Source organism: Bradyrhizobium arachidis, assembly GCF_024758505.1.
GTDB lineage: Bacteria > Pseudomonadota > Alphaproteobacteria > Rhizobiales > Xanthobacteraceae > Bradyrhizobium > Bradyrhizobium manausense_C.
Map to the genome: position 1 here is coordinate 8,471,272 of NZ_CP077970.1, position 18,299 is coordinate 8,489,570.

The window sequence follows — 18,299 nt, forward strand, 5'->3', positions numbered from 1 at the left end:
GGACTGATATCGATGTATGCTAGTACCGGTCGCGGACCTCCGCGGCCGGTTGCTTTCGGTGGGTAAGCGATATGGCGATCACATTATCTGGCTCAGACACAATCCCGGCCCCTCCTTGGTCCTCGCGCCTGACGACGGCGCAGGTCTGGGGCATTTTGCTGCTTGCGCCCTATCTGCTCGTCTTCCTCGCCTTCGTCGTCTATCCCGTCTGCTACGGCCTGTACCTGGCGCGCGATCCGCAAAACTATGTCGCGCTGTACAACGACCCGATCTTCGCGCGCGCCGCGGTCAACACGCTGATCTTCCTGGTCATCGGCATCAACGTGAAGATGCTGATCGCGCTGTTCCTGTCCGGCTTCTTCGCCCAGCAGCGTCCCTGGATCAAATGGCTCTCGGTGATCTTCATCCTGCCCTGGGCGGTGCCGTCGATCCCGACCATCCTGTCGGTGCGCTTCATGCTCAATCCCGAATGGGGCGTGATCAACCACCTCATCTTCTCCTTCACCGGCGATGACGGCCCGAACTGGCTGAACAATCCGGCGGTCGCGCTGACCATGGCGATCGGCGTGCACATCTGGAAGTCGCTGCCGTTCTGGACGCTGATCCTGCTGACCGGCCGGCTCGCCATCCCGCACGATCTGTACGAGGCATCCGAAGTCGACGGCGCCAACCCGTGGCAGAAATTCCGCTTCATCACCTGGCCGTCGATGCAGACGCTCTATGTCACCTGCACGCTGCTCTCGATGATCTGGACGCTCGGGGACTTCAACAGCGTCTATCTGCTCACTGGCGGCGGCCCGGCCGACCTGACGCATGTGCTGTCGACGCTCGGCATCCGCTATCTCCGGCTCGACCAGCTCTCGCTCGCGATGGCTTCCATCGTCGTCGCGATGCCGCTGGTGCTGCCGCTGGTCTATTTCATGATGAAACGGTTGTCGCGATGAAGCTTCCCACCCTCAAAGAAGTTGGCACGGAAGCCAAACTGCTGCTGATCGGCATCCCGGTCTTCATCTGGACCATGGTGCCGATCTACCACATGTTCCTGTTCGCGATCTCGCCGAAGGAGGACGCGTTCTCGGGCAAGCTGTGGCCGGATCATCCGACGCTGCACAACTTCCACATCGTGTTCTACCAGGAGCACTATTTCCTGCGCGACTTCTGGATCCAGTTCTGGAATTCGACTGTCATCGCGCTGTCTGCCGGCGCGTTGACATTGTTCATCGCGACCGCCGCCGCCTTCTCGATCTCGCGGCTGCGGGTGCCGGGCGGGCGCTGGGTGATGAATCTCGCGCTGTTCACCTACTTCATCCCGGCGGCGTTCCTCGCCGTGCCGATGTACCGCACCATGGGCAATTACGGCCTGCTCAACAATCACTGGTCGCTGATCCTGGCCATGGTGACGATTGCCTCGCCTTACGCGATCTGGGTGCTGAAACAGGCGTCCGACAAGCTGCCGGTCGAGCTCGACGAGGCCGCGACCATGGACGGCGCGACCACGCTGCAATTGTTCCGCCTGGTTTACGTGCCGCTGATGATGCCGTCGCTGGTCGCGATCGGCACCTATGCGGTGCTGCTCGCCTGGAACGAATATCTCTACGCGTTCCTGCTCCTGTCCAAGGACACCAACATCACGCTGCCCGTGGCGCTCGGCAACTTCCTCGCCGCCGACGACTCGCCGTGGGAGCTGTTGATGACAACAGGCTTCATCTACGCGCTGCCGCCGGCCGCGATCTATTACGCCTTCAAGCGCTACATGGTGGGCGGGCTCACGGCGGGGGCAGTGAAGTCTTGATATCTGCGGCGCGCTTGCGTCGGTAGGCAATCAGCAGCGCGATCAGCGAACCCAGGAAATAGCCGGCCGTCGCGCCCGAAATGGCGCGGCCCACGATGAAGGCGAGCGCACGCTCGCTCACGCTGATCGCCGAGATCACGCTGACCGTATATTGCAGCGAGAACACGACGAGATTCCGGACCAGGGCAAAAATGCTGCCGGGGCGGATGATCTCGCCGGTGACATGGTCCACGTCGAACGGACGCGGCGTCAGCACCCCGAGCGGCAGCAGCGCCAGCGCCGCCCCACACCATGCCACGAGCGGCCAGACGCTCGCCTGGGGGCCAAAACCGATCCGCGAGATGCCCCAGACGATGAACACCACAGGCACAATCAGCGCGCGCCAGATTTTTGTCTTGCGCGGCTGCATCGACTTGACGCCCTGCCAGACCAGATAGGCGAGCAGGGCCCAGACCCAGATTGGGGTGTGGATCAGGATCTGGTAGGCGAAGCTCATGTAACCGGAGATCATGGCCGCTCCCGTTGGCTGCCTATAGCGGCGCCGCGCTCTCGCCCTGCGAACTCGACAGTTTTGAAGCGAGCGAGGCGATCACGATGACGATCGCGATGAGCCCGATCACCAGCGTGCAGATCGCGTTGATCTCGGGTTTTACCCCGAGCCGCACCTCGGAATAAATCCGGATCGGCAGCGTCGCCGAGCCGGGACCGGTGGTAAAACTCGCGATCACGAGGTCGTCGAGCGACAGTGTGAAGGCCAGCATCCAGCCGGCGATGATCGCGGGCGCGATCAGCGGCAGCGTCACCGACAGGAAGGCGTTCACCGGATTGCAGCCGAGATCCATCGCCGCTTCCTCGAGCGAACGGTCGAGCGAGCCGAGGCGCGACTGCACCACGACGGCGACGAAGCACATGGTGAGCGTGGTGTGGGCGATCGTCACCGTCCAGAAGCCGCGTTCGGCGTTGAGCGCGACGAACAGCAAGAGCAGCGACAGGCCCGTGATCACCTCCGGCATCACCAGCGGCGCATAGAGCATGCCGGAGAACAGCGTGCGGCCGCGAAAGCGCTCGCCGCGCGACAGCGCGACGGCGGCGAGCGTGCCCAGCACGGTCGCGATGCTGGCTGAGGCGACCGCGACCCGCAGGCTCATCCAGGCAGCTTCGATCATGGCGCGGTCGTTGAAGAACTCGACGTACCAGCGCAGCGACCAGCCGCCCCACACCGTCACCAGCCGCGAGGCGTTGAAGGAATAGATGACGAGGATGACGATCGGCAAATAAAGGAAGGCGAGCCCCAGCGCGAGCGAGGCGACGTTGAAGCGGGAGAGCCGGGTTAGCTTGCGCATCCTACCTTCCCTGTTCCAGTTGCCGGCGCTGCAAGCGCTCGTAGAGCAGGAGCGGCACCAGCAGCACGGCCAGCAGCACGATGGCCGCGCTTGAGGCCACCGGCCAGTCCTTGTTGGTGAAGAATTCCAGCCACAGCGTCTGCCCGATCATCAGCGAGTTCGATCCGGCGAGCAGGTCCGGGATCACGAACTCGCCGACGATCGGAATGAAGCAGAGCAGGACGCCGGCGCCGACGCCCGGCAGCGACAACGGGAAGGTGACGAGCCAGAACACCTGCCACGGCGGCGCACCGAGATCGCTTGCCGCCTCCTCCAGCGCCGGCTCCATCTTGGCGAGCGTCGCGTAGAGCGGCAGGATCATGAATGGCAGATAGGAATAGACGATACCGAGATACATCGCGGTGTCGGTGGAGAGCCACACGACAGGCTTGTCGACGACATGCAGCGCCAGCAGGACCTGGTTGAGCAGGCCGTCATGCTGGAGGATATTGATCCAGGCATAGATGCGGATCAGGAACGAGGTCCAGAACGGCACGATGACCAGCACCATCGCCAAGGCCTGCCAGCGCCTTGGCAGCCGCGCCATGCCGTAGGCGATGGGATAGCCGATCAGAAGCAGGATCGCGGTCGACGTGATGGCGACGGTCACGCTGCGCACATAAGCGTAGATATAGAGGTCGTCGGAGACGAGCAGCTTGAAATTGTCGGCCGACAGCGCGCCAAACGCCGTCCTGATCGCCTCCCATCCCGCCGTCAGGTCGAACAGCGGCTCGTAGGGCGGCTGCGCGATCGCGGTCTGCGACAGGCTGATCTTCAGCACGAAAGCGAACGGCACCAGGAAGAACAGCGCCATCCAGAGATAGGGCGCGATCGCGGCGAACCGCGCAGGTCGCGCAAAGATGCGGCGCGCGCTCATTGGTCCAGCACCAGGCAATCGTCGGGCGTGAACCAGGCCACGACCTGCTGGTTCAGGCTGTAAGCGTCGACGTCGAGGCGCGCGGAGTTGGTCACCGACGACTGCACCATGCCGCCGGTATCGAGCTTCACTTTGTAGGTGGTGGCGCCGCCGAGATAGCAGATATCGGCGATCACGCCGTCCAGCTGGTTGATCGCCGATCTCTCGCCCACGGGCGCGCGACGCGATAGCTTGACCTTTTCAGGGCGGATCGCGACCGACAATTTGGCTCCAGCGATCGGCTCGCGCGGCTCAGCCGCAACCAGCGTGCCTGCATCGCCGGTGGCAATGACGAGACGGTGACCGTCGCGCAGTTTGAATTCGCCGTCGAACAGATTGATGTCGCCGACGAACTCCGCGATCCAGCGCGAGCGCGGCGCTTCATAAAGCTCGCGCGGCGGGGCGACCTGAACGAGCTTGCCTGCATTCATCACGCCGATTCGATCAGCCATGGTCATCGCCTCCTCCTGGTCGTGGGTGACGATGACAAAGGTCATGCCGAGCCGCCGCTGCAGCTCCATCAGCTCGGCTTGCGTGCTCTCGCGCAGTTTCTTGTCGAGCGCAGCCAGGGGCTCGTCAAGCAGCAGCACCTGCGGACGCCGCGCCAGCGAGCGCGCCAGCGCCACGCGCTGCCGCTGGCCGCCGGAGAGCTGGTCGGGTTTACGCTTCTCCAGGCCCGCGAGCTTCACCAGCGCCACCATCTCGGCCACGCGGGTCGCGATATCGGCGCGCGCCATGCCGGCGCGCCTCAGGCCGAAGGCGATATTGTCGTAGACCGACAAATGCGGAAACAGCGCGTAGTTCTGGAACATCATGTTGATGGGACGCTCGTGCGGCAGCGCCTGCGCGATGTCCGCACCCGCAAGCAGAATGCGGCCTTCATCGGGCGCCTCGAAGCCGGCGAGCATGCGCAAGAGCGTGGTCTTTCCGCAGCCGCTCGGGCCCAGCAGCGCAAAAAATTCGCCGGCCCTGATGTCGAGCGACACGCCGTCGACGGCCCGGAACGCGCCAAAATTCTTGACCACGCCGTCAATGCGCAGCAGCGGCTGTTTTGCAGCCGCATTCACCGCCCCCGCTGCTTCTTCAAGTCCGTGTCGTTCGTCAGCCATGTTCCGCGCCGGCCCCAATGCAGCCGCACGCTAGCTGCGGATCGCGCGCGGCTCAACCGGTTCGACGCGGGCCATTCACATCAGAGGTCGCCATAAACGCCGCCAGCGCGTCGCGGTCGGCAGGCGGCATGGTCAGGCCGAGTTTTGAGCGGCGCCACAGGATGTCGTCAGGGAAGCGCGCCCACTCTGACGTCATGAGGTAGCGCACCTCCGCACCTGTCAGTTCGGGGCCGAAGGCAGGGCCGAGTTCGTCCCGGCCTTTGGCGTCGCCGAGCACCGCTGAGAGCCGTGAGCCGTAGGCGGCGACGAGGCGCCGCGCCTGCGCGTCGGAGAGAAAGCGCCAGCGGTCGCGCGCGGCATCGACCTCGTCGTCAAAACGCTGCCAGGCGAAATCGCCGCCCGGAAGGGCCGCGCCCGCCGTCCAGGGCGGCGACATCGGATAGAACGGCGTCAGCCTTGTCACCGCGCGCTCGGCGCGCAGGCGCATCGTCGTCACGTCGCCGCCGAACATCGTCAGCAGCGGCGCCTTGCGCCGCCGTGCGTCGAACGCCATGCCGCCGTCCCGCCCCCGCGCGGATTCCTGCACCAGGTTGACGCCCGACAGGGTGCGCACCACGTCCGTCGGCTCGACGCGCTCGCGGAAGTAGCGGCTGGCGGCTTCGCAGAGATAGCTCACATCAGCGGCCGGCATGGCAACGATGGCGGGATCGCCCTTGAAGGAATGGGAGACGGTGCCGATCAGCGTGAAATCGCGCTCATAGGGGCTGGCGAAGATCAACCGCCCATCGCTGTTCTGAAACACATAGACGTTGTCGGACTCGAATAGCCGGCGCACCACGATCTGGCTGATCTGCACCGCGCCGGTGCGCGGCAGCGGCAGGCGCAGCACGGTCTCCACCACGCTCGAGGTCCAGGCGCCGGCGGCATTGGCCAGCGCCCGCGACGTGACGGCGTGGCGATGGCCGCGGTCGACCACGGCAAGCCGCCAGATATCGGTCCTGTCGGCCCGCACACAGCGCGCCCCGGTGCGAATGACGGAGCCGCGCTCGGCTGCGTCCAGCGCCGTAAGGACCGCGAGCCGGGAATCGTCGACCACGCAATCCGAATATTCGAAGGCCATGCCGAACGGCCGCTTCAGGGCATTGCCGACCGGATGATGCGTGATGTCGATGGTGGCGGATGACGGCAAGCCGCCCCGATCGGCGAGCCGGTCGTAGAGCAACAGGCCGGTGCGCACCAGCCATGGCGGGCGTTCGTCGGAATGCGCGGGGATGACGAAGCGCATCGGACGCACCAGATGCGGCGCGGTCGCGAGCCAGATTTTTCGCTCGGCGAGCGCTCGGCGGACGCGCCAGAAGCCACGGCGCTCCAGCACCGACAGATCGCCATGGATGAGATGCGGCGTCGCCGACGACGCCGCGCCGCCGAGATCGCCCTGTTCGAACAGGATGACCCGCAAACCCCGGCCGGCCGCATCACGCGCAAGGCTGACGCCGTTCAGTCCACCGCCGATGATCGCGAGGTCGTAGTCCGCCATGAACCCGTCGTGGGACGCGAAGAGAACGCTCCGTCACCACTAACCGGTCTTGAGCTCCAGCTCCATGGCATCTGCGCCGGCGCGGCCGATGAGGCCGGCATAGTGCCCGATCGGCAACGGCTTGCCGAGCAGATAGCCCTGCACGCCGTCGCAGCCTTCCTTGGCGAGGAAGGCAAGCTGATCGATCGTTTCGACGCCCTCGGCGATGATCGACATCTCGAGGCCATGGCCGAGATCGATCACGGCGCGGACGATCGCGGCGGATTGCGGGTTGCGGCCGAGATTGACGATGAAGGCGCGGTCGATCTTGATCTTGTCGAACGGGAAGGCCTGGAGATAGCTCAGCGAGGAATAGCCGCTGCCGAAATCGTCCATGGAGATGCGCACGCCCAGCGCCTTCAAGCGGCGGAGCAGCGCGAGGCCGCGGTCGAAATCCTCGATCAGCACGCCCTCGGTGATTTCGAGCTCGAGGCGACCGGGCGCGAGGCCGGTCTCCAGCAGGATCGAATGCACGAGGCCGACGACGTCGCCGTGCAGGAATTGCGCCGGCGACAGATTAACCGCGACCTGGAGCGGTTTTGGCCACGACGCCGCCTCACGGCAGACCTGGCGCAGGATCCATTCGCCCATCTCGACGATCAGGCCGCTCTCTTCCGCGATCGGGATGAACTCGGCCGGCGACACCTGGCCGCGCACCGGATGGGCCCAGCGCGCCAACGCCTCGAAGCCGATGATCTCGCTGTCGGCGACGGTCTTGCCCGCGATGCCCTGGGGCTGGAACGCCAGCGACAGCTCGCCGTTCTTGATCGCCTTCGACAGATCCTGATGCAGCACGCGGCGGTCGCGGATCTGCTGGTCCATCTCCGGCTGGTAGAGGCTGATCGTGCCGCGCGACTTCTGCTTGGCGCGGAACAGGGCCGCGCCGGCATTGGCGAGCAGCGAGGCGCCATCGGCGCCGTTATGCGGGAACACTGAGATGCCTGACGTCACGCCGGCGCGCACGGCGCGGCCGTCGATCAGGAATTCCTGGGCAAGCGCGTCGATGAGCTGCTGCGCCAGCGCCATGCCGGCCTCGGGCTGCTTGCCGTCGATGATCAGGCCGAACTCGTCGCCGGACAGGCGCGCCACCACACCGCCGCGCGCGGCGTCCTGGAAGCGCCGGGCGACCTCGACCAGGAGCTTGTCGCCGAGCGCGTGGCCGAAGACGTCGTTGACCTCCTTGAGGCCATCGAGGTCGACGCACAGCACGGCAAATTCCTCACCGGTGCCCTCGCAGGCCTCGATCATCTGCGTCAATGCCTGGAGGAAGGCGGCGCGGTTCGGCAGGTCGGTCAGGCCGTCATGATAGGCCATGTGCGCCATGCGCGATTCGGTCTGCCGGCGGTCGGTGACGTCTTCGTGGGTCTTGATCAGATATTGCGGCTCGCCCTTGTCGTCGAGCACGGTGGCGCGGCGGGTCAGGAACAGCCGCAGGCCGTCCTTGGTCGAGATCGGGTGCTCTTCGGTGATCAGCCCGCGCTTCTTGATGGCCGCCTCGTCGCGCGCGATGATGAGCTTGGCTTCCTTGGGATTGAAGATGTCGGCCGCGGTCAGGCCGGTGGCATCCTCACGCTTGCGGTTGAGGATCGTCTCGGCGCTGCGATTGGCGAGCAGGTAGCTGCCGTCCTTGACCTGCTCCACGATCAGCGCGACGGGGATGTTGTCGACCACGAGCTCGAGGAACTTCTTGGTGCTTTCCAGTTCCTCCGAGAGCGACTGGCGGTCGGTCACGTCCTCGAACAGCGCGATCAGGAATTCGGGCTGATTGTTCTGGTTGCGGGCAACGACCCTGACGGACGACAGCGCCCGCGTCTCGTCACCCCGCTCGACCTTGAGCTCGTTGCGGAATTGTCCGTTGGCCGATGCCAATGCCTTGCGGTCGGCTTCCTCGATGCTGGCCGCCGTGGCGGGACGAAATATCTCGTCGGCCCGCTTGCCCACGATGCGGTCGCGCGAGAAGCGCGAAAAGCGCTCGAAGGCGCGGTTGGCGAAGATGTAGCGCCCGTCCTCGATGTTCTTCGCGGCGACGCAGACCGGGACGTTGTCGAGCACCGATTCCAGGAATTGCTTGGTGGAGGCGAGCTGCCGCGACAGCTTGCGCTGCTCGCTGACGTCGAGATGGGTCGCCACCGAGCCGCCATTCGGCAGCACGAAGAATTTCACCAGGATGGCCCGCCCGTCCGCCAGCTCCGTGATCAGGCCGTTGGGGCTGGCGGCCTCCTCGTAGAACTTGTCGTCAGAGACGTCCAAGGCGCCGCGATTGCGTCGCAAGTTGAGGAGGTCGGTGCCGTCCATCAGCGGCCAAAGATCCGAGCGCGACAGACCATAGATATCGAGATAGCGGTCGTTGCAGAAGATGATCCGCCGCTGCGCATCGGTCATCACCACGCCCTGGTTGAGATTGTTCAGGGCCGAGGAGATGAAGGCGTTGCGCCGCAACTGCGTGCGCTTGGCGCGGCGCAATGAGGAGTGGATCCAGAGCACGATCGCGGCCACGAACGCGCAGACGGCGATACCGCCGATCAGGGCTTCCCAGATCAGGTTGGGATCGAGCTGGCCGATAGAGCTGGGCGTGGCGAAGGCGTCGGCAAGCGCAAGGGCACGCGCAGGCGTAATGGCACAGCCCAGGCACACTACGGCCTGCACAGGAATCAGAAGCGTGCCGCCCGCATGCCAGTTCTTGTCAGCCATCAGCCACCCGAGATTTCAACTGCGGATTGTCTGGCTTCACGGGTTTGGATCGGGTAAACGCCTGTACGCGCGAAAGAAAAATGTGGCGATAAGTGCGGCAATTGCCCTGACATGATAAACTCTTCGTTAAAATGGAACTGCCTGGCGGCGTATTTCCCAGGCAAAGCGGCCAATTCGTCCTCACTTTGGGAAGTCCTGCCCGACCATGGATAGAGTCGATTGCGTCGTTGTCGGAGCCGGAGTCGTCGGGCTTGCGGTGGCGAGGCGCCTTGCACACGCTGGACGCGAAGTGATCGTGCTGGAGTCCGAGGAGGCCATCGGCACCATCACCTCCTCGCGCAACAGCGAGGTGATCCATGCCGGGATCTACTACCGGGCCGGGAGCTGGATGGCGCGGATGTGCGTCAGCGGCAAGCACGCGCTGTACCGCTACTGCCAGGACCACGGCATCCCGCACAAGAATTGCGGCAAGCTGATCGTCGCGACCACTCCGAAAGAGACCGAGAAGCTGCAGTCGATCAAGGCCCATGCCGAGGCCAATGGCGTGCTCGACATGCAGATGCTGCCGGGCGAGGCAGCGCGGGCGCTGGAGCCGGCGCTCGCCTGCGACGCCGCACTGCTGTCGCCGTCGACCGGGATCGTCGACAGCCATGCCTACATGCTGTCGCTGCGCGGCGAGGCCGAAGCGGCCGGGACGTTCTTTGCCTTCCACACGCCCATCCTGCGCGCCAAGGCGGCGGGCGGTGTCATCGAAATCGAAGCCGGTGGCGAGGCGCCGATGACGTTGCAATGCAGCCTGCTCGTCAACGCGGCCGGTCTTTCGGCGACGACGGTGGCGCGCAACGTCGACGGCATGCCGCTGGAGCGGATTCCGCCGGCCTATCTCGCCAAGGGAAACTATTTCAGTTGCAGCGCCAGAGCGCCGTTCTCGCACCTGATCTACCCGGTGCCCGAGCCGGGCGGACTAGGCGTGCACCTGACGCTCGACATGGCGGGCCAGGCGCGCTTCGGGCCCGACGTCGAATGGGTCGAAGAGATCGATTACGCGGTCGATCCGGCGCGCGCCGAACGGTTCTATCCGGCGATCCGCAAATACTGGCCGACCTTGCCGGACGGCGCGCTGATGCCGAGCTATTCGGGCATACGGCCGAAGATCGTCCCGCCGGCGGTGGCGACGCAGGATTTCCTGATGCAAGGCCCGCGCGACCACGGCGTCGAGGGCCTGATCAATCTGTTCGGCATCGAGTCGCCCGGACTGACGTCGTCGCTTGCGATCGCCGACCACGTGGCCGAGCTCGCAAACATCTAACGTGCGCTGACTTCAGTCATCGCACGTTAGTTCTTTGCCTGACATGAAGTCCCGTCGCGCGAAATTGATCGCACAATGCGCGCGCATCGCGCGCACCCCACGCACAGGAATGAGCGCAATAGCTCTCATCCCTGCAAAGGGTGCGATGCCGATGTACTCGTTTACGGGGGTTACTAGTGGAGCGTGTCGTCCGAGTTATGTCGGAGTCGCTCGATCTGGTCCTTGACCATCAACTTCCGGCGCTTCAACTCAACAATTTGCAGGTCGTCTGTTGAAAGGTGCACGAGAGCTTCGTGCAATTCGTTTTCGAGAAGTTTGTGTTTCCGCTCCAATTCAACAAGATGTGCCTGAATTGTCATTCGAAACCTCCTCGGTAGGGGTGAACCTCAGGATTCGATCCGGACGAAGAAGTCTACATCACCGATTCGTTCTGTCGATGGGTATCCGTCGCCGCATTGTCATTTTTGCGAACCGATATGTAACGAACCGTGAGTACGGAACTGACGTCTGGAAATGTTCGTGATTTCAATGCGCTCCGTGCGGCGCGGCGCCGGTCCACCGAAATATCTTTCGCTGGAACGGTGGGAGACGGACCCAGATCGCTTGCGATCACGCCACGACAGGACGATAATTTCCACAGGGCTTCCACAGCCTTTCGCTACCTCATCGGGTTTTTCGGCTACCGCACATCATGATGAACGAAGACGAGCGCGAACTCGAAGCCGAGCTCGCCCGGTTGCAGCAAGAACACCGAGATCTCGATGCCGCGATCGATGCGCTGCATCAATCGCCGGCCCCCGACCTGTTGCGGCTCCAGCGGTTGAAGAAACGCAAGCTGTTGTTGCGCGACCGGATCGCCTTCATCGAAGACCAGATTACGCCCGACATCATCGCCTGAGACGCCGACCCGTTCTCCGTCGCGCGCCCCGCGTCCGCCGCGCGGGATTCCGCTTGACTCGTTTAGAACAAAGAGAGAACATTTGGACACCAGACGTTCCAGGGGAAACGCCAAGGAAACCCACCATGTCCGCCACGAAGATGTCCGCCACGACGCCCGCAGCCTTCGACAACAGCCATTATGAACAGGCCTGCGACCAGGCCATTGCCATGTGCGACGGCAATCTGCGCAGCACCATCAAGGCGCTGATCATGGCCAACGAATATCTGGAAGCGGAGCTGGAGGAATTGCAGGCCGCAATTTCGGCCGGCTGCATTCCGGACTCATCGCGCAGCAGGATGCGGAGCAAGAGCAGCGCCGCCTGACCAGATGGAGCCAAACCAGATTGGAGTTAAGACCATGTCCGATGTCACCTACTATGTGGCATTGCCGTTCCTCACCGACGACGACGGATCGGTTATCGCGGGCGCCGCCGAGGAATGCCAGACCTCGTCCGGCGCCTTGCGGCGCGCCGAGATGATGGCGCGCGTCGCCGGCCATATCGGCGCAATCGCATTCAGCCGCAGCGGCGATCCGCTGACCGGCGAATTCGGCGACGCCAAATTGCTACGGAAGTTCGGCAACGTGCCGGAAGATCTCAGCGCGCTCTAGCGCGCGCTAACCCGCGACGATCCTGATCCGCGGCTCGTGCCGGCGCTGCGCCTTGCGCACATACATCGCGGCATCGGCTTCTTCCAGCGCACGGCCTGCTTCGGCGTGCGAGCCGAGCAGCGCGACGCCGGCGGACGCACCGGCATTCACGCTCTGGCCGCGGAAGGTGAATGACAATTCGTCGATCGCCTCCTCGAACGTCACCGCCTTGGCCTTGGCGTCGGTCGCGCTGAGATTCCACAACAGCAGCGCAAACTCGTCGCCGCCGAGACGGCCGACCACATCGGAGGAACGGACCTGCCGCGTCAGCGTCGCGACAATCGTCTTCAAAACCTCATCGCCGGCGGCATGGCCGAACGCGTCGTTGATCGGCTTCAGCCGATCGACGTCGAGCACGATCAGGGCACCGCTGGCGCGGTAGCGCTTCATGTAGGCGATGGCGCGATGAAGCTCGCGCTCAAAACCGCGCCGGTTCGGGATGCCGAGCAGGAAGTCGGTATCGGCGGCAGCCTCGAGCTCGTCGATCCGCCGCAGCGCCTGGGTCAGCTTGGTCCGCAGGTTCCGGATCGTCGCCCTGGTATCGTCCGGTTTGACTCCGTTGGGCCTGGTCTTGTGCACGGCCTTCGCCGCCACCCGGCTTCGGGTCTTGCCGGCTTTCCGGCTTTTCGCGGGTGTCTTGGCAAGGCTCCTGGCAAGGCTCCTGGCAGGGCTCTTGGCGGGACTCTTGGCGGGGCTCTTCGCAAGCTTCCTGGCAGCTTTTGCCCTTTTTGGCTTTCTCATGGGCTTCCTGCTCAATGAAGGCTTGCGGTGATTCACCAAGACAGGATAGTCCATTCCCTTCCTCTTGCCACCGCCTTGCCAGCCGCCGGGCCGGACCCGATAATCTGGCCTATGTTTCTGTATTCCCGAGCACAATTCACGTCATGACCGCGCCGATCGCCATCATCATGGGAAGCCAGTCCGACTGGGAGACCATGCGGCACGCAGCCGAAACCCTGACCCAGCTCGGGGTCGCCAGTGAAAACCGCATCGTCTCGGCGCACCGAACGCCCGACCGACTGTTCGCCTTTGCCAGGGGTGCCAAGGCGGCCGGCTTCAAGGTCATCATCGCGGGCGCCGGCGGTGCTGCGCATTTGCCCGGCATGGCCGCGTCCTTGACGGAACTGCCGGTGTTCGGCGTGCCCGTCGAATCCAAGACCCTCAAGGGCGTCGATTCGCTTTACTCGATCGTGCAGATGCCCGCGGGCATCCCGGTCGGCACGCTGGCGATCGGCAAGGCCGGCGCGATCAACGCCGCACTGCTCGCGGCAAGCGTGCTCGCGCTCTCCGATCCGGCTCTGTCCAGCCGGCTGGCGGCCTGGCGCAAGGCGCAGACCGACGCCGTGGCCGAGCGCCCGGAGGACAAGGCGTGACTGGGACCAATCGGGTGAAGCTGAAGCCCGGCGACACCATCGGAATCCTCGGCGGCGGACAGTTGGGCCGGATGCTGGCGATGGCCGCGGCGCGGCTCGGCCTGCGCTGCCAGGTGTTCTCGCCCGATCCGGATTCGCCGGCCTTCGACGTCGTGCTCAACGCGACCTGCGCCGAATATGCCGACGTCGAGGCGCTGGAGCTGTTCGCGGGCGACGTCGACGTCATCACCTACGAATTCGAGAACGTGCCCTCCGCCGCCGCAATGGTGCTGGACGCGCGGCGTCCCGTGCTGCCCAACCGCAAGATCCTGGAGACGACCCAGGATCGTCTCGCGGAGAAGGATTTTGTGACGCGGCTCGGCATCGGTACCGCCGCTTACGCCGATGTCACCTCGGTCGCGTCGTTGCGCGAGGCGATCCTCAGGATCGGCCTTCCGGCGGTGCTGAAGACGCGCCGCTTCGGCTATGACGGCAAGGGCCAGGCGATCATCCGCGACGGCGACGACATCGCGAAGGTCTGGACCAGCCTCGGTACCAAGTCCGCGATCCTGGAAGCCTTCGTGCCGTTCGAGCGCGAGATTTCGGTGATCGCCGCGCGCGCGGCCGACGGCCAGGTCGAATGTTTCGACGTCACCGAGAACGAGCACCGCGACCACATCCTCAAGATCTCGCGTGCGCCTGCGCCGATCCCCGACGACCTCGCAGAAGAGGCGCTGCGCATCGCAGGCCAGATCGCCACCGCGCTCGACTATGTCGGCGTGCTCGCGGTCGAGATGTTCGTGCTCGCCAACGGCACGGGCCCGAAGGTGCTGGTCAACGAGATCGCCCCGCGCGTGCACAATTCAGGGCACTGGACGCTCGACGGCGCCTCCGTCTCGCAATTCGAGCAGCACATCCGCGCCATCGCAGGCTGGCCGCTCGGCAAGCCGGTGCGTCACGGCGAGGTCACCATGACCAATCTGATCGGCGACGAGATCACCCGGTACGAGGAATGGCTCACCGTTCCCGGGGCTACCGTCCACATCTACGGCAAGGGCACACCCAAGCCCGGCCGCAAGATGGGCCACGTCACCGAAGTCATCCGCCCTAACGGCAAGTAATCCAGCGAAGTGACGGGATCGCGCCGCGCGCGATCCCGCAGGAATCAGGCCGTCTTCACGCCCGCAACGACGCCGCTCGGTTCCTCGCTGAGCCAGCGATAGATCACGCCGCCGAGCGCGCCGCCGATCAATGGTGCGACCCAGAACAGCCAGAGCTGCGCCAGCGCCCAGCCGCCGACGAACAGCGCGGGCCCCGTGCTGCGCGCGGGGTTCACCGAGGTGTTGGTGACGGGGATGCTGACGAGGTGGATCATCACCAGCGCGAGCCCGATCGCAAGCGGCGCGAAGCCTGCGGGCGCACGGCCATGGGTCGCCCCCATGATGATGAAGAGGAACATCATGGTCATCACCACCTCGGTGAGGAAGCACACCACCATGCCGTACTGGCCCGGCGAGTGCGTGCCATAGCCGTTCGACGCAAAGCCCTTTGTCACGTCGAAGCCGGGTGCCCCGTTCGCAATCACATAGAGCAGCGCGGCGGCGACGATCGCGCCCACCACCTGCGCAATCACATAGGGCAGGATCTGGCCGGTCGGGAAACGTCCGCCGGCGGCGAGCCCGACCGTGACGGCCGGATTGAGATGGCAGCCCGAGATATGGCCGATCGCGTAGGCCATGGTGACGACGCTGAGCCCGAACGCCAGGGAGACGCCGACCAGGCCTATGCCGACCTGGGGAAAGCCGGCCGCGATGACGGCACTGCCACAGCCTGCAAATGTCAGCCAGAAGGTGCCGATGGCCTCGGCAGCGTATTTTTTGGTGTAGTCCATGTGGCGTCTCCCCTAATTCCAAAGGTTTCCGGATCGATCTCCGGGAACGGCCCCGTTCTTGGCGCCAAATCTCCCAAATCGGGGCTGCACGGGGGTATTTTCGCCCCATTTAATGGCTGAACTTGGCCCGAAATGCCGCCTGGCAGGTGGACATCCCAGGTTTTGTCTGATACATCCGCGCGCTCAAGGTTAAGGGCCTGCGCGTTTCGCCTTCCCCTTTGCTTTACCAGAATTCAAATCCGATCCACTGAAGAGGATGCCGCGTGCAGGTTCTCGTTCGCGATAACAATGTCGATCAAGCCCTCAAGGCGCTGAAGAAGAAGATGCAGCGTGAGGGTATTTTCCGCGAGATGAAGCTCCGCGGTCACTACGAAAAGCCCTCCGAGAAGAAGGCCCGCGAAAAGGCCGAAGCCGTGCGCCGCGCGCGCAAGCTGGCCCGCAAGAAGCTGCAGCGTGAAGGCCTGCTGCCGATGAAGCCGAAGCCCGTGTTCGGCGCCGGCCCCGGTGGTGACCGTGGCGCTGGCGGCCGTGGCGGCCCGGGTGCAGGTCCGCGCGGACCGCGCTAACGTTTGCCGGATTTGCAAGACTGAGTTTTCGATGACGCGGGCCCCAGGCCCGCGTTATTATTTTGTAGCGGTGCCTGCCAAAGGGACGGGGCACTACAGATGCGGCACCAGCGCGAGCGAACCCGTAGATGGCGACCCCTCTCCCTGAGCGTAGTCCGGCATGGCACCAACTTTGGCGCCAACGTTGGCGCAGCTCGGTCACGCTTGCCCTGACCGCGCTCGCGCTCACCGGCTGCTCGTTCGATCTGGGCTCGCTGATGCCGGAGAAGGAGAAGCCGCAGGACGCGCCCAAGGCTGCCGCTCCAGCCGAGACCGCCGTCAGCCCCGCCAGCGTCACCGAGGCCCAGACGCACACCACGCGCGGCCAGACGCTGGCAAAGTCCGGACAGACCGCGGAAGCGCTGGACGAGTTCAATCGCGCGGTCGCGCTCGATCCCTACAACGCGCAGGCGCTGTACGGCCGCGCGCTGATCTACCAGGCGAGCAATCAGCAAGAATTCGCGATTGCGGATTTCAGCGCCGCAAGCGGCCTCAATCCGCAGAAGGCCGAGCCGCTGCTCGGCCGCGCCACCAGCTATCTCGCGATCGGCAAGGTCAAGGAAGCCGCATCAGACCTGGACGAGGCGTCCGAGGCCGATCCGCACAATGCACAGGTCTGGACGACGCGCGGGCTCGCCTATGAGCGCCTGGGCGACAAGGCCAAGGCGGCGGCGTCCTACACCAAGGCCGTCGCCTTGCGCCCACGCGACGACGCCGCACGCAGCGGGCTTGCCCGCGTCGGCGGCTGAACACGCGGACGCGTGCCCGGCTAGTTCGGGGTGACGTTCTTCGGCAAGACCGCGTTGAACATCGACTTGACGCCCGACAGCATCTCGTCGGCCACATTGGTCTTGGGCTTTGACATGGGGTTGGGCATCGAGCCCGCCGCGTCGGCGCGCAGGTCGAGCGGCGGCGCGAGCACCGGAACCGGAATATCGGCCGGCGGCGTTAGTCGGTTGGCGTCATCGCTGCCGACCGATGCCGTATAGGGCGGGTTCGCAGGTGACGATGCGTAAGGCTCGGATGCCGGCGTCGACACCGTAATCGGCGGCGGTAGCGGGCGCACGGCCTGAGGGGCTGCCTCGATGGGCTTCTCGGGCGACTTGGCTTCAGGAGATTTGGCCTCGGGAGATTTGGCCTCGGGCGACTTGCGCAAGCGCTCGATCGCGGCGCGCGCAAGGTCGTTGGCATCCTGGTTGGCCGGCGTGGCGGCGGTTGCCGCATTGGCCTCGACCGCGGGAGCGGCGGCTGCGGGCGCGGAGACGACCGGCGCCGGGCTGGACGCCGGACTGGACTTGGTGACGGTCTTGGCGGCCGGCTGCCGGCCACGGGGCGCAGCCGGAGTTTCGTCCGCGGCTTTGGCCTCGGCCGGCTGGTCTGCCGCCTTTTCCGCGGGCTTGTCGACAGCGGGCTTGTCGGCGGCGGCCTTCTCGGCGGCAGGCTTGTCGGCAGGAGCCTTGTCGGCCACCGGCTTGTCCGTCACCGACTTCTCGGAGATGCCCTTGGCCTTGATTCCGGGACCAGGCAGGTTGGCGACGTCGGTCGGCTTGCCGTCCTTCTTGGTCTGGGCGGGCGCCACCGCAGCGGCAGGAGTGTCGGGCGCCGGCCTCGCGTTGATGTAGTGATTAACGATGTAGGCCCCGATGATCGTTGCGAGCACCGAGGGGAAGATATCCATCGAAATCTTGGTCAGATATTTCAGCATTCCGGCCACCACTCCCCGCGCGATCTGATGCGGGAACTTTGAGGCATAGTGAGGGATCAACTGCGACGGATCGATGGCAATTGTTTCCGGGTTACGGCTTCAGCTCAATCTCAAGGAATACGATCTCGGTTGAGGTTTCGTTAAGTACGTCGTGTTCCACCCCCGCCTTGCGGAAATAGGACTTGCCGGCCGCAAGCTGGGCCCTGGACCGCTCGCCATTGGGCGCCACGATGGTCATCTCCCCCGCGGTCACGGGAACGATCACATAGTCCATGCCGTGGGTGTGATGCCCGGTGGCACTGCCTGGCGCCAGCCGCCACTCCGTGACCCGGACCTCTGACGTGTCGACCTGAACTTCGGACCTGGCGGCTAACATTAGAACT

21 protein-coding genes are annotated in these 18,299 nt (G+C 64.8%); 10 read left to right on the forward strand and 11 right to left on the reverse strand.

Features of this window, described 5'->3' with window-relative positions:
• Positions 1–71: 71 nt before the first annotated feature.
• Positions 72–944, forward strand: a complete 873-nt coding sequence (locus tag KUF59_RS39345) for a carbohydrate ABC transporter permease (RefSeq protein WP_212456667.1) — start codon at positions 72–74, stop codon at positions 942–944.
• Positions 941–1,792, forward strand: a complete 852-nt coding sequence (locus tag KUF59_RS39350; RefSeq protein WP_212406236.1) for a carbohydrate ABC transporter permease — start codon at positions 941–943, stop codon at positions 1,790–1,792. Before KUF59_RS39345 ends, KUF59_RS39350 begins: the two co-directional genes overlap by 4 nt.
• Here the strand turns inward: KUF59_RS39350 and KUF59_RS39355 are convergent.
• Genes KUF59_RS39355 through KUF59_RS39380 form a run of 6 tightly spaced genes read right to left on the reverse strand, consistent with a single transcriptional unit; the run spans position 1,767 to position 9,466 of the window.
• Positions 1,767–2,288, reverse strand: a complete 522-nt coding sequence (locus KUF59_RS39355) for a DUF6622 family protein (RefSeq protein ID WP_212456992.1) — start codon at positions 2,286–2,288, stop codon at positions 1,767–1,769. The genes KUF59_RS39350 and KUF59_RS39355 overlap by 26 nt on opposite strands.
• 34 nt (positions 2,289–2,322) lie before the next feature.
• On the reverse strand, positions 2,323–3,135 hold the full coding sequence (locus KUF59_RS39360) for an ABC transporter permease (RefSeq protein ID WP_212456668.1): 813 nt from the start codon (positions 3,133–3,135) through the stop codon (positions 2,323–2,325).
• A 1-nt stretch (position 3,136) separates the two neighbouring features.
• A complete protein-coding gene (locus KUF59_RS39365; RefSeq protein ID WP_212456669.1) occupies positions 3,137–4,051 on the reverse strand; it encodes an ABC transporter permease in 915 nt (304 codons plus the stop codon).
• Complete coding sequence (locus KUF59_RS39370; RefSeq protein WP_212456670.1) at positions 4,048–5,199, reverse strand: ABC transporter ATP-binding protein; 1,152 nt, start codon at positions 5,197–5,199, stop codon at positions 4,048–4,050. Before KUF59_RS39370 ends, KUF59_RS39365 begins: the two co-directional genes overlap by 4 nt.
• A 52-nt stretch (positions 5,200–5,251) precedes the next feature.
• Positions 5,252–6,736 carry a glycerol-3-phosphate dehydrogenase gene (locus KUF59_RS39375; protein WP_212456671.1) on the reverse strand — a complete coding sequence of 495 codons (1,485 nt, stop codon included), beginning with the start codon at positions 6,734–6,736 and terminating at the stop codon, positions 5,252–5,254.
• 39 nt (positions 6,737–6,775) lie between these two features.
• Positions 6,776–9,466, reverse strand: coding sequence for a sensor domain-containing protein (locus KUF59_RS39380; RefSeq protein ID WP_212456672.1), 2,691 nt, complete (start codon positions 9,464–9,466; stop codon positions 6,776–6,778).
• A gap of 205 nt (positions 9,467–9,671) precedes the next feature.
• Between KUF59_RS39380 and KUF59_RS39385 the strand changes: the two genes are divergently transcribed.
• Positions 9,672–10,775, forward strand: coding sequence for an NAD(P)/FAD-dependent oxidoreductase (locus KUF59_RS39385; RefSeq protein ID WP_258767974.1), 1,104 nt, complete (start codon positions 9,672–9,674; stop codon positions 10,773–10,775).
• 173 nt (positions 10,776–10,948) lie between these two features.
• On the opposite strand, the gene KUF59_RS39390 is transcribed toward KUF59_RS39385, so the two are convergent.
• Positions 10,949–11,134, reverse strand: a complete 186-nt coding sequence (locus KUF59_RS39390) for a YdcH family protein (RefSeq protein WP_212406244.1) — start codon at positions 11,132–11,134, stop codon at positions 10,949–10,951.
• A gap of 332 nt (positions 11,135–11,466) precedes the next feature.
• Between KUF59_RS39390 and KUF59_RS39395 the strand changes: the two genes are divergently transcribed.
• The 3 genes from KUF59_RS39395 (at position 11,467) to KUF59_RS39405 (ending at position 12,324) form a co-directional block, all read left to right on the forward strand.
• On the forward strand, positions 11,467–11,673 hold the full coding sequence (locus KUF59_RS39395) for a YdcH family protein (protein WP_212456674.1): 207 nt from the start codon (positions 11,467–11,469) through the stop codon (positions 11,671–11,673).
• Between the two features lie 140 nt (positions 11,674–11,813).
• Entirely contained in the window at positions 11,814–12,038 is a 225-nt protein-coding gene (locus KUF59_RS39400; RefSeq protein WP_212456993.1) for a hypothetical protein, read from the forward strand.
• Between the two features lie 34 nt (positions 12,039–12,072).
• Complete coding sequence (locus KUF59_RS39405; protein WP_212456675.1) at positions 12,073–12,324, forward strand: hypothetical protein; 252 nt, start codon at positions 12,073–12,075, stop codon at positions 12,322–12,324.
• A gap of 6 nt (positions 12,325–12,330) precedes the next feature.
• On the opposite strand, the gene KUF59_RS39410 is transcribed toward KUF59_RS39405, so the two are convergent.
• Positions 12,331–13,104: a GGDEF domain-containing protein gene (locus KUF59_RS39410; RefSeq protein WP_258767975.1), complete on the reverse strand. Its 774-nt coding sequence runs from the start codon at positions 13,102–13,104 to the stop codon at positions 12,331–12,333.
• 143 nt (positions 13,105–13,247) lie between these two features.
• On the opposite strand from KUF59_RS39410, the gene purE reads away from it, so the two are divergent.
• A complete protein-coding gene (gene purE, locus KUF59_RS39415) occupies positions 13,248–13,736 on the forward strand; it encodes a 5-(carboxyamino)imidazole ribonucleotide mutase (protein ID WP_212456677.1) in 489 nt (162 codons plus the stop codon).
• Positions 13,733–14,836: a 5-(carboxyamino)imidazole ribonucleotide synthase gene (locus KUF59_RS39420; RefSeq protein ID WP_258767976.1), complete on the forward strand. Its 1,104-nt coding sequence runs from the start codon at positions 13,733–13,735 to the stop codon at positions 14,834–14,836. The genes purE and KUF59_RS39420 overlap by 4 nt, the downstream gene beginning before the upstream one ends.
• A 44-nt stretch (positions 14,837–14,880) precedes the next feature.
• On the opposite strand, the gene aqpZ is transcribed toward KUF59_RS39420, so the two are convergent.
• The gene (aqpZ, locus tag KUF59_RS39425; protein WP_258767977.1) at positions 14,881–15,606 is read right to left on the reverse strand and encodes an aquaporin Z; all 726 of its coding nucleotides are present in this window, start codon (positions 15,604–15,606) and stop codon (positions 14,881–14,883) included.
• Positions 15,607–15,869: 263 nt separating this feature from the next.
• Here aqpZ and rpsU point away from each other — a divergent pair, with 263 nt between their 5' ends.
• Positions 15,870–16,172 carry a 30S ribosomal protein S21 gene (gene rpsU / locus KUF59_RS39430; RefSeq protein ID WP_212406250.1) on the forward strand — a complete coding sequence of 101 codons (303 nt, stop codon included), beginning with the start codon at positions 15,870–15,872 and terminating at the stop codon, positions 16,170–16,172.
• A gap of 128 nt (positions 16,173–16,300) precedes the next feature.
• Positions 16,301–16,960: a tetratricopeptide repeat protein gene (locus tag KUF59_RS39435; RefSeq protein WP_212456680.1), complete on the forward strand. Its 660-nt coding sequence runs from the start codon at positions 16,301–16,303 to the stop codon at positions 16,958–16,960.
• 20 nt (positions 16,961–16,980) lie between these two features.
• Here the strand turns inward: KUF59_RS39435 and KUF59_RS39440 are convergent, their stop codons facing one another.
• Positions 16,981–17,916, reverse strand: a complete 936-nt coding sequence (locus KUF59_RS39440; RefSeq protein WP_258767978.1) for a hypothetical protein — start codon at positions 17,914–17,916, stop codon at positions 16,981–16,983.
• A gap of 91 nt (positions 17,917–18,007) precedes the next feature.
• The gene (locus KUF59_RS39445) at positions 18,008–18,292 is read right to left on the reverse strand and encodes a cupin domain-containing protein (RefSeq protein WP_212456682.1); all 285 of its coding nucleotides are present in this window, start codon (positions 18,290–18,292) and stop codon (positions 18,008–18,010) included.
• Positions 18,293–18,299: the final 7 nt, after the last annotated feature.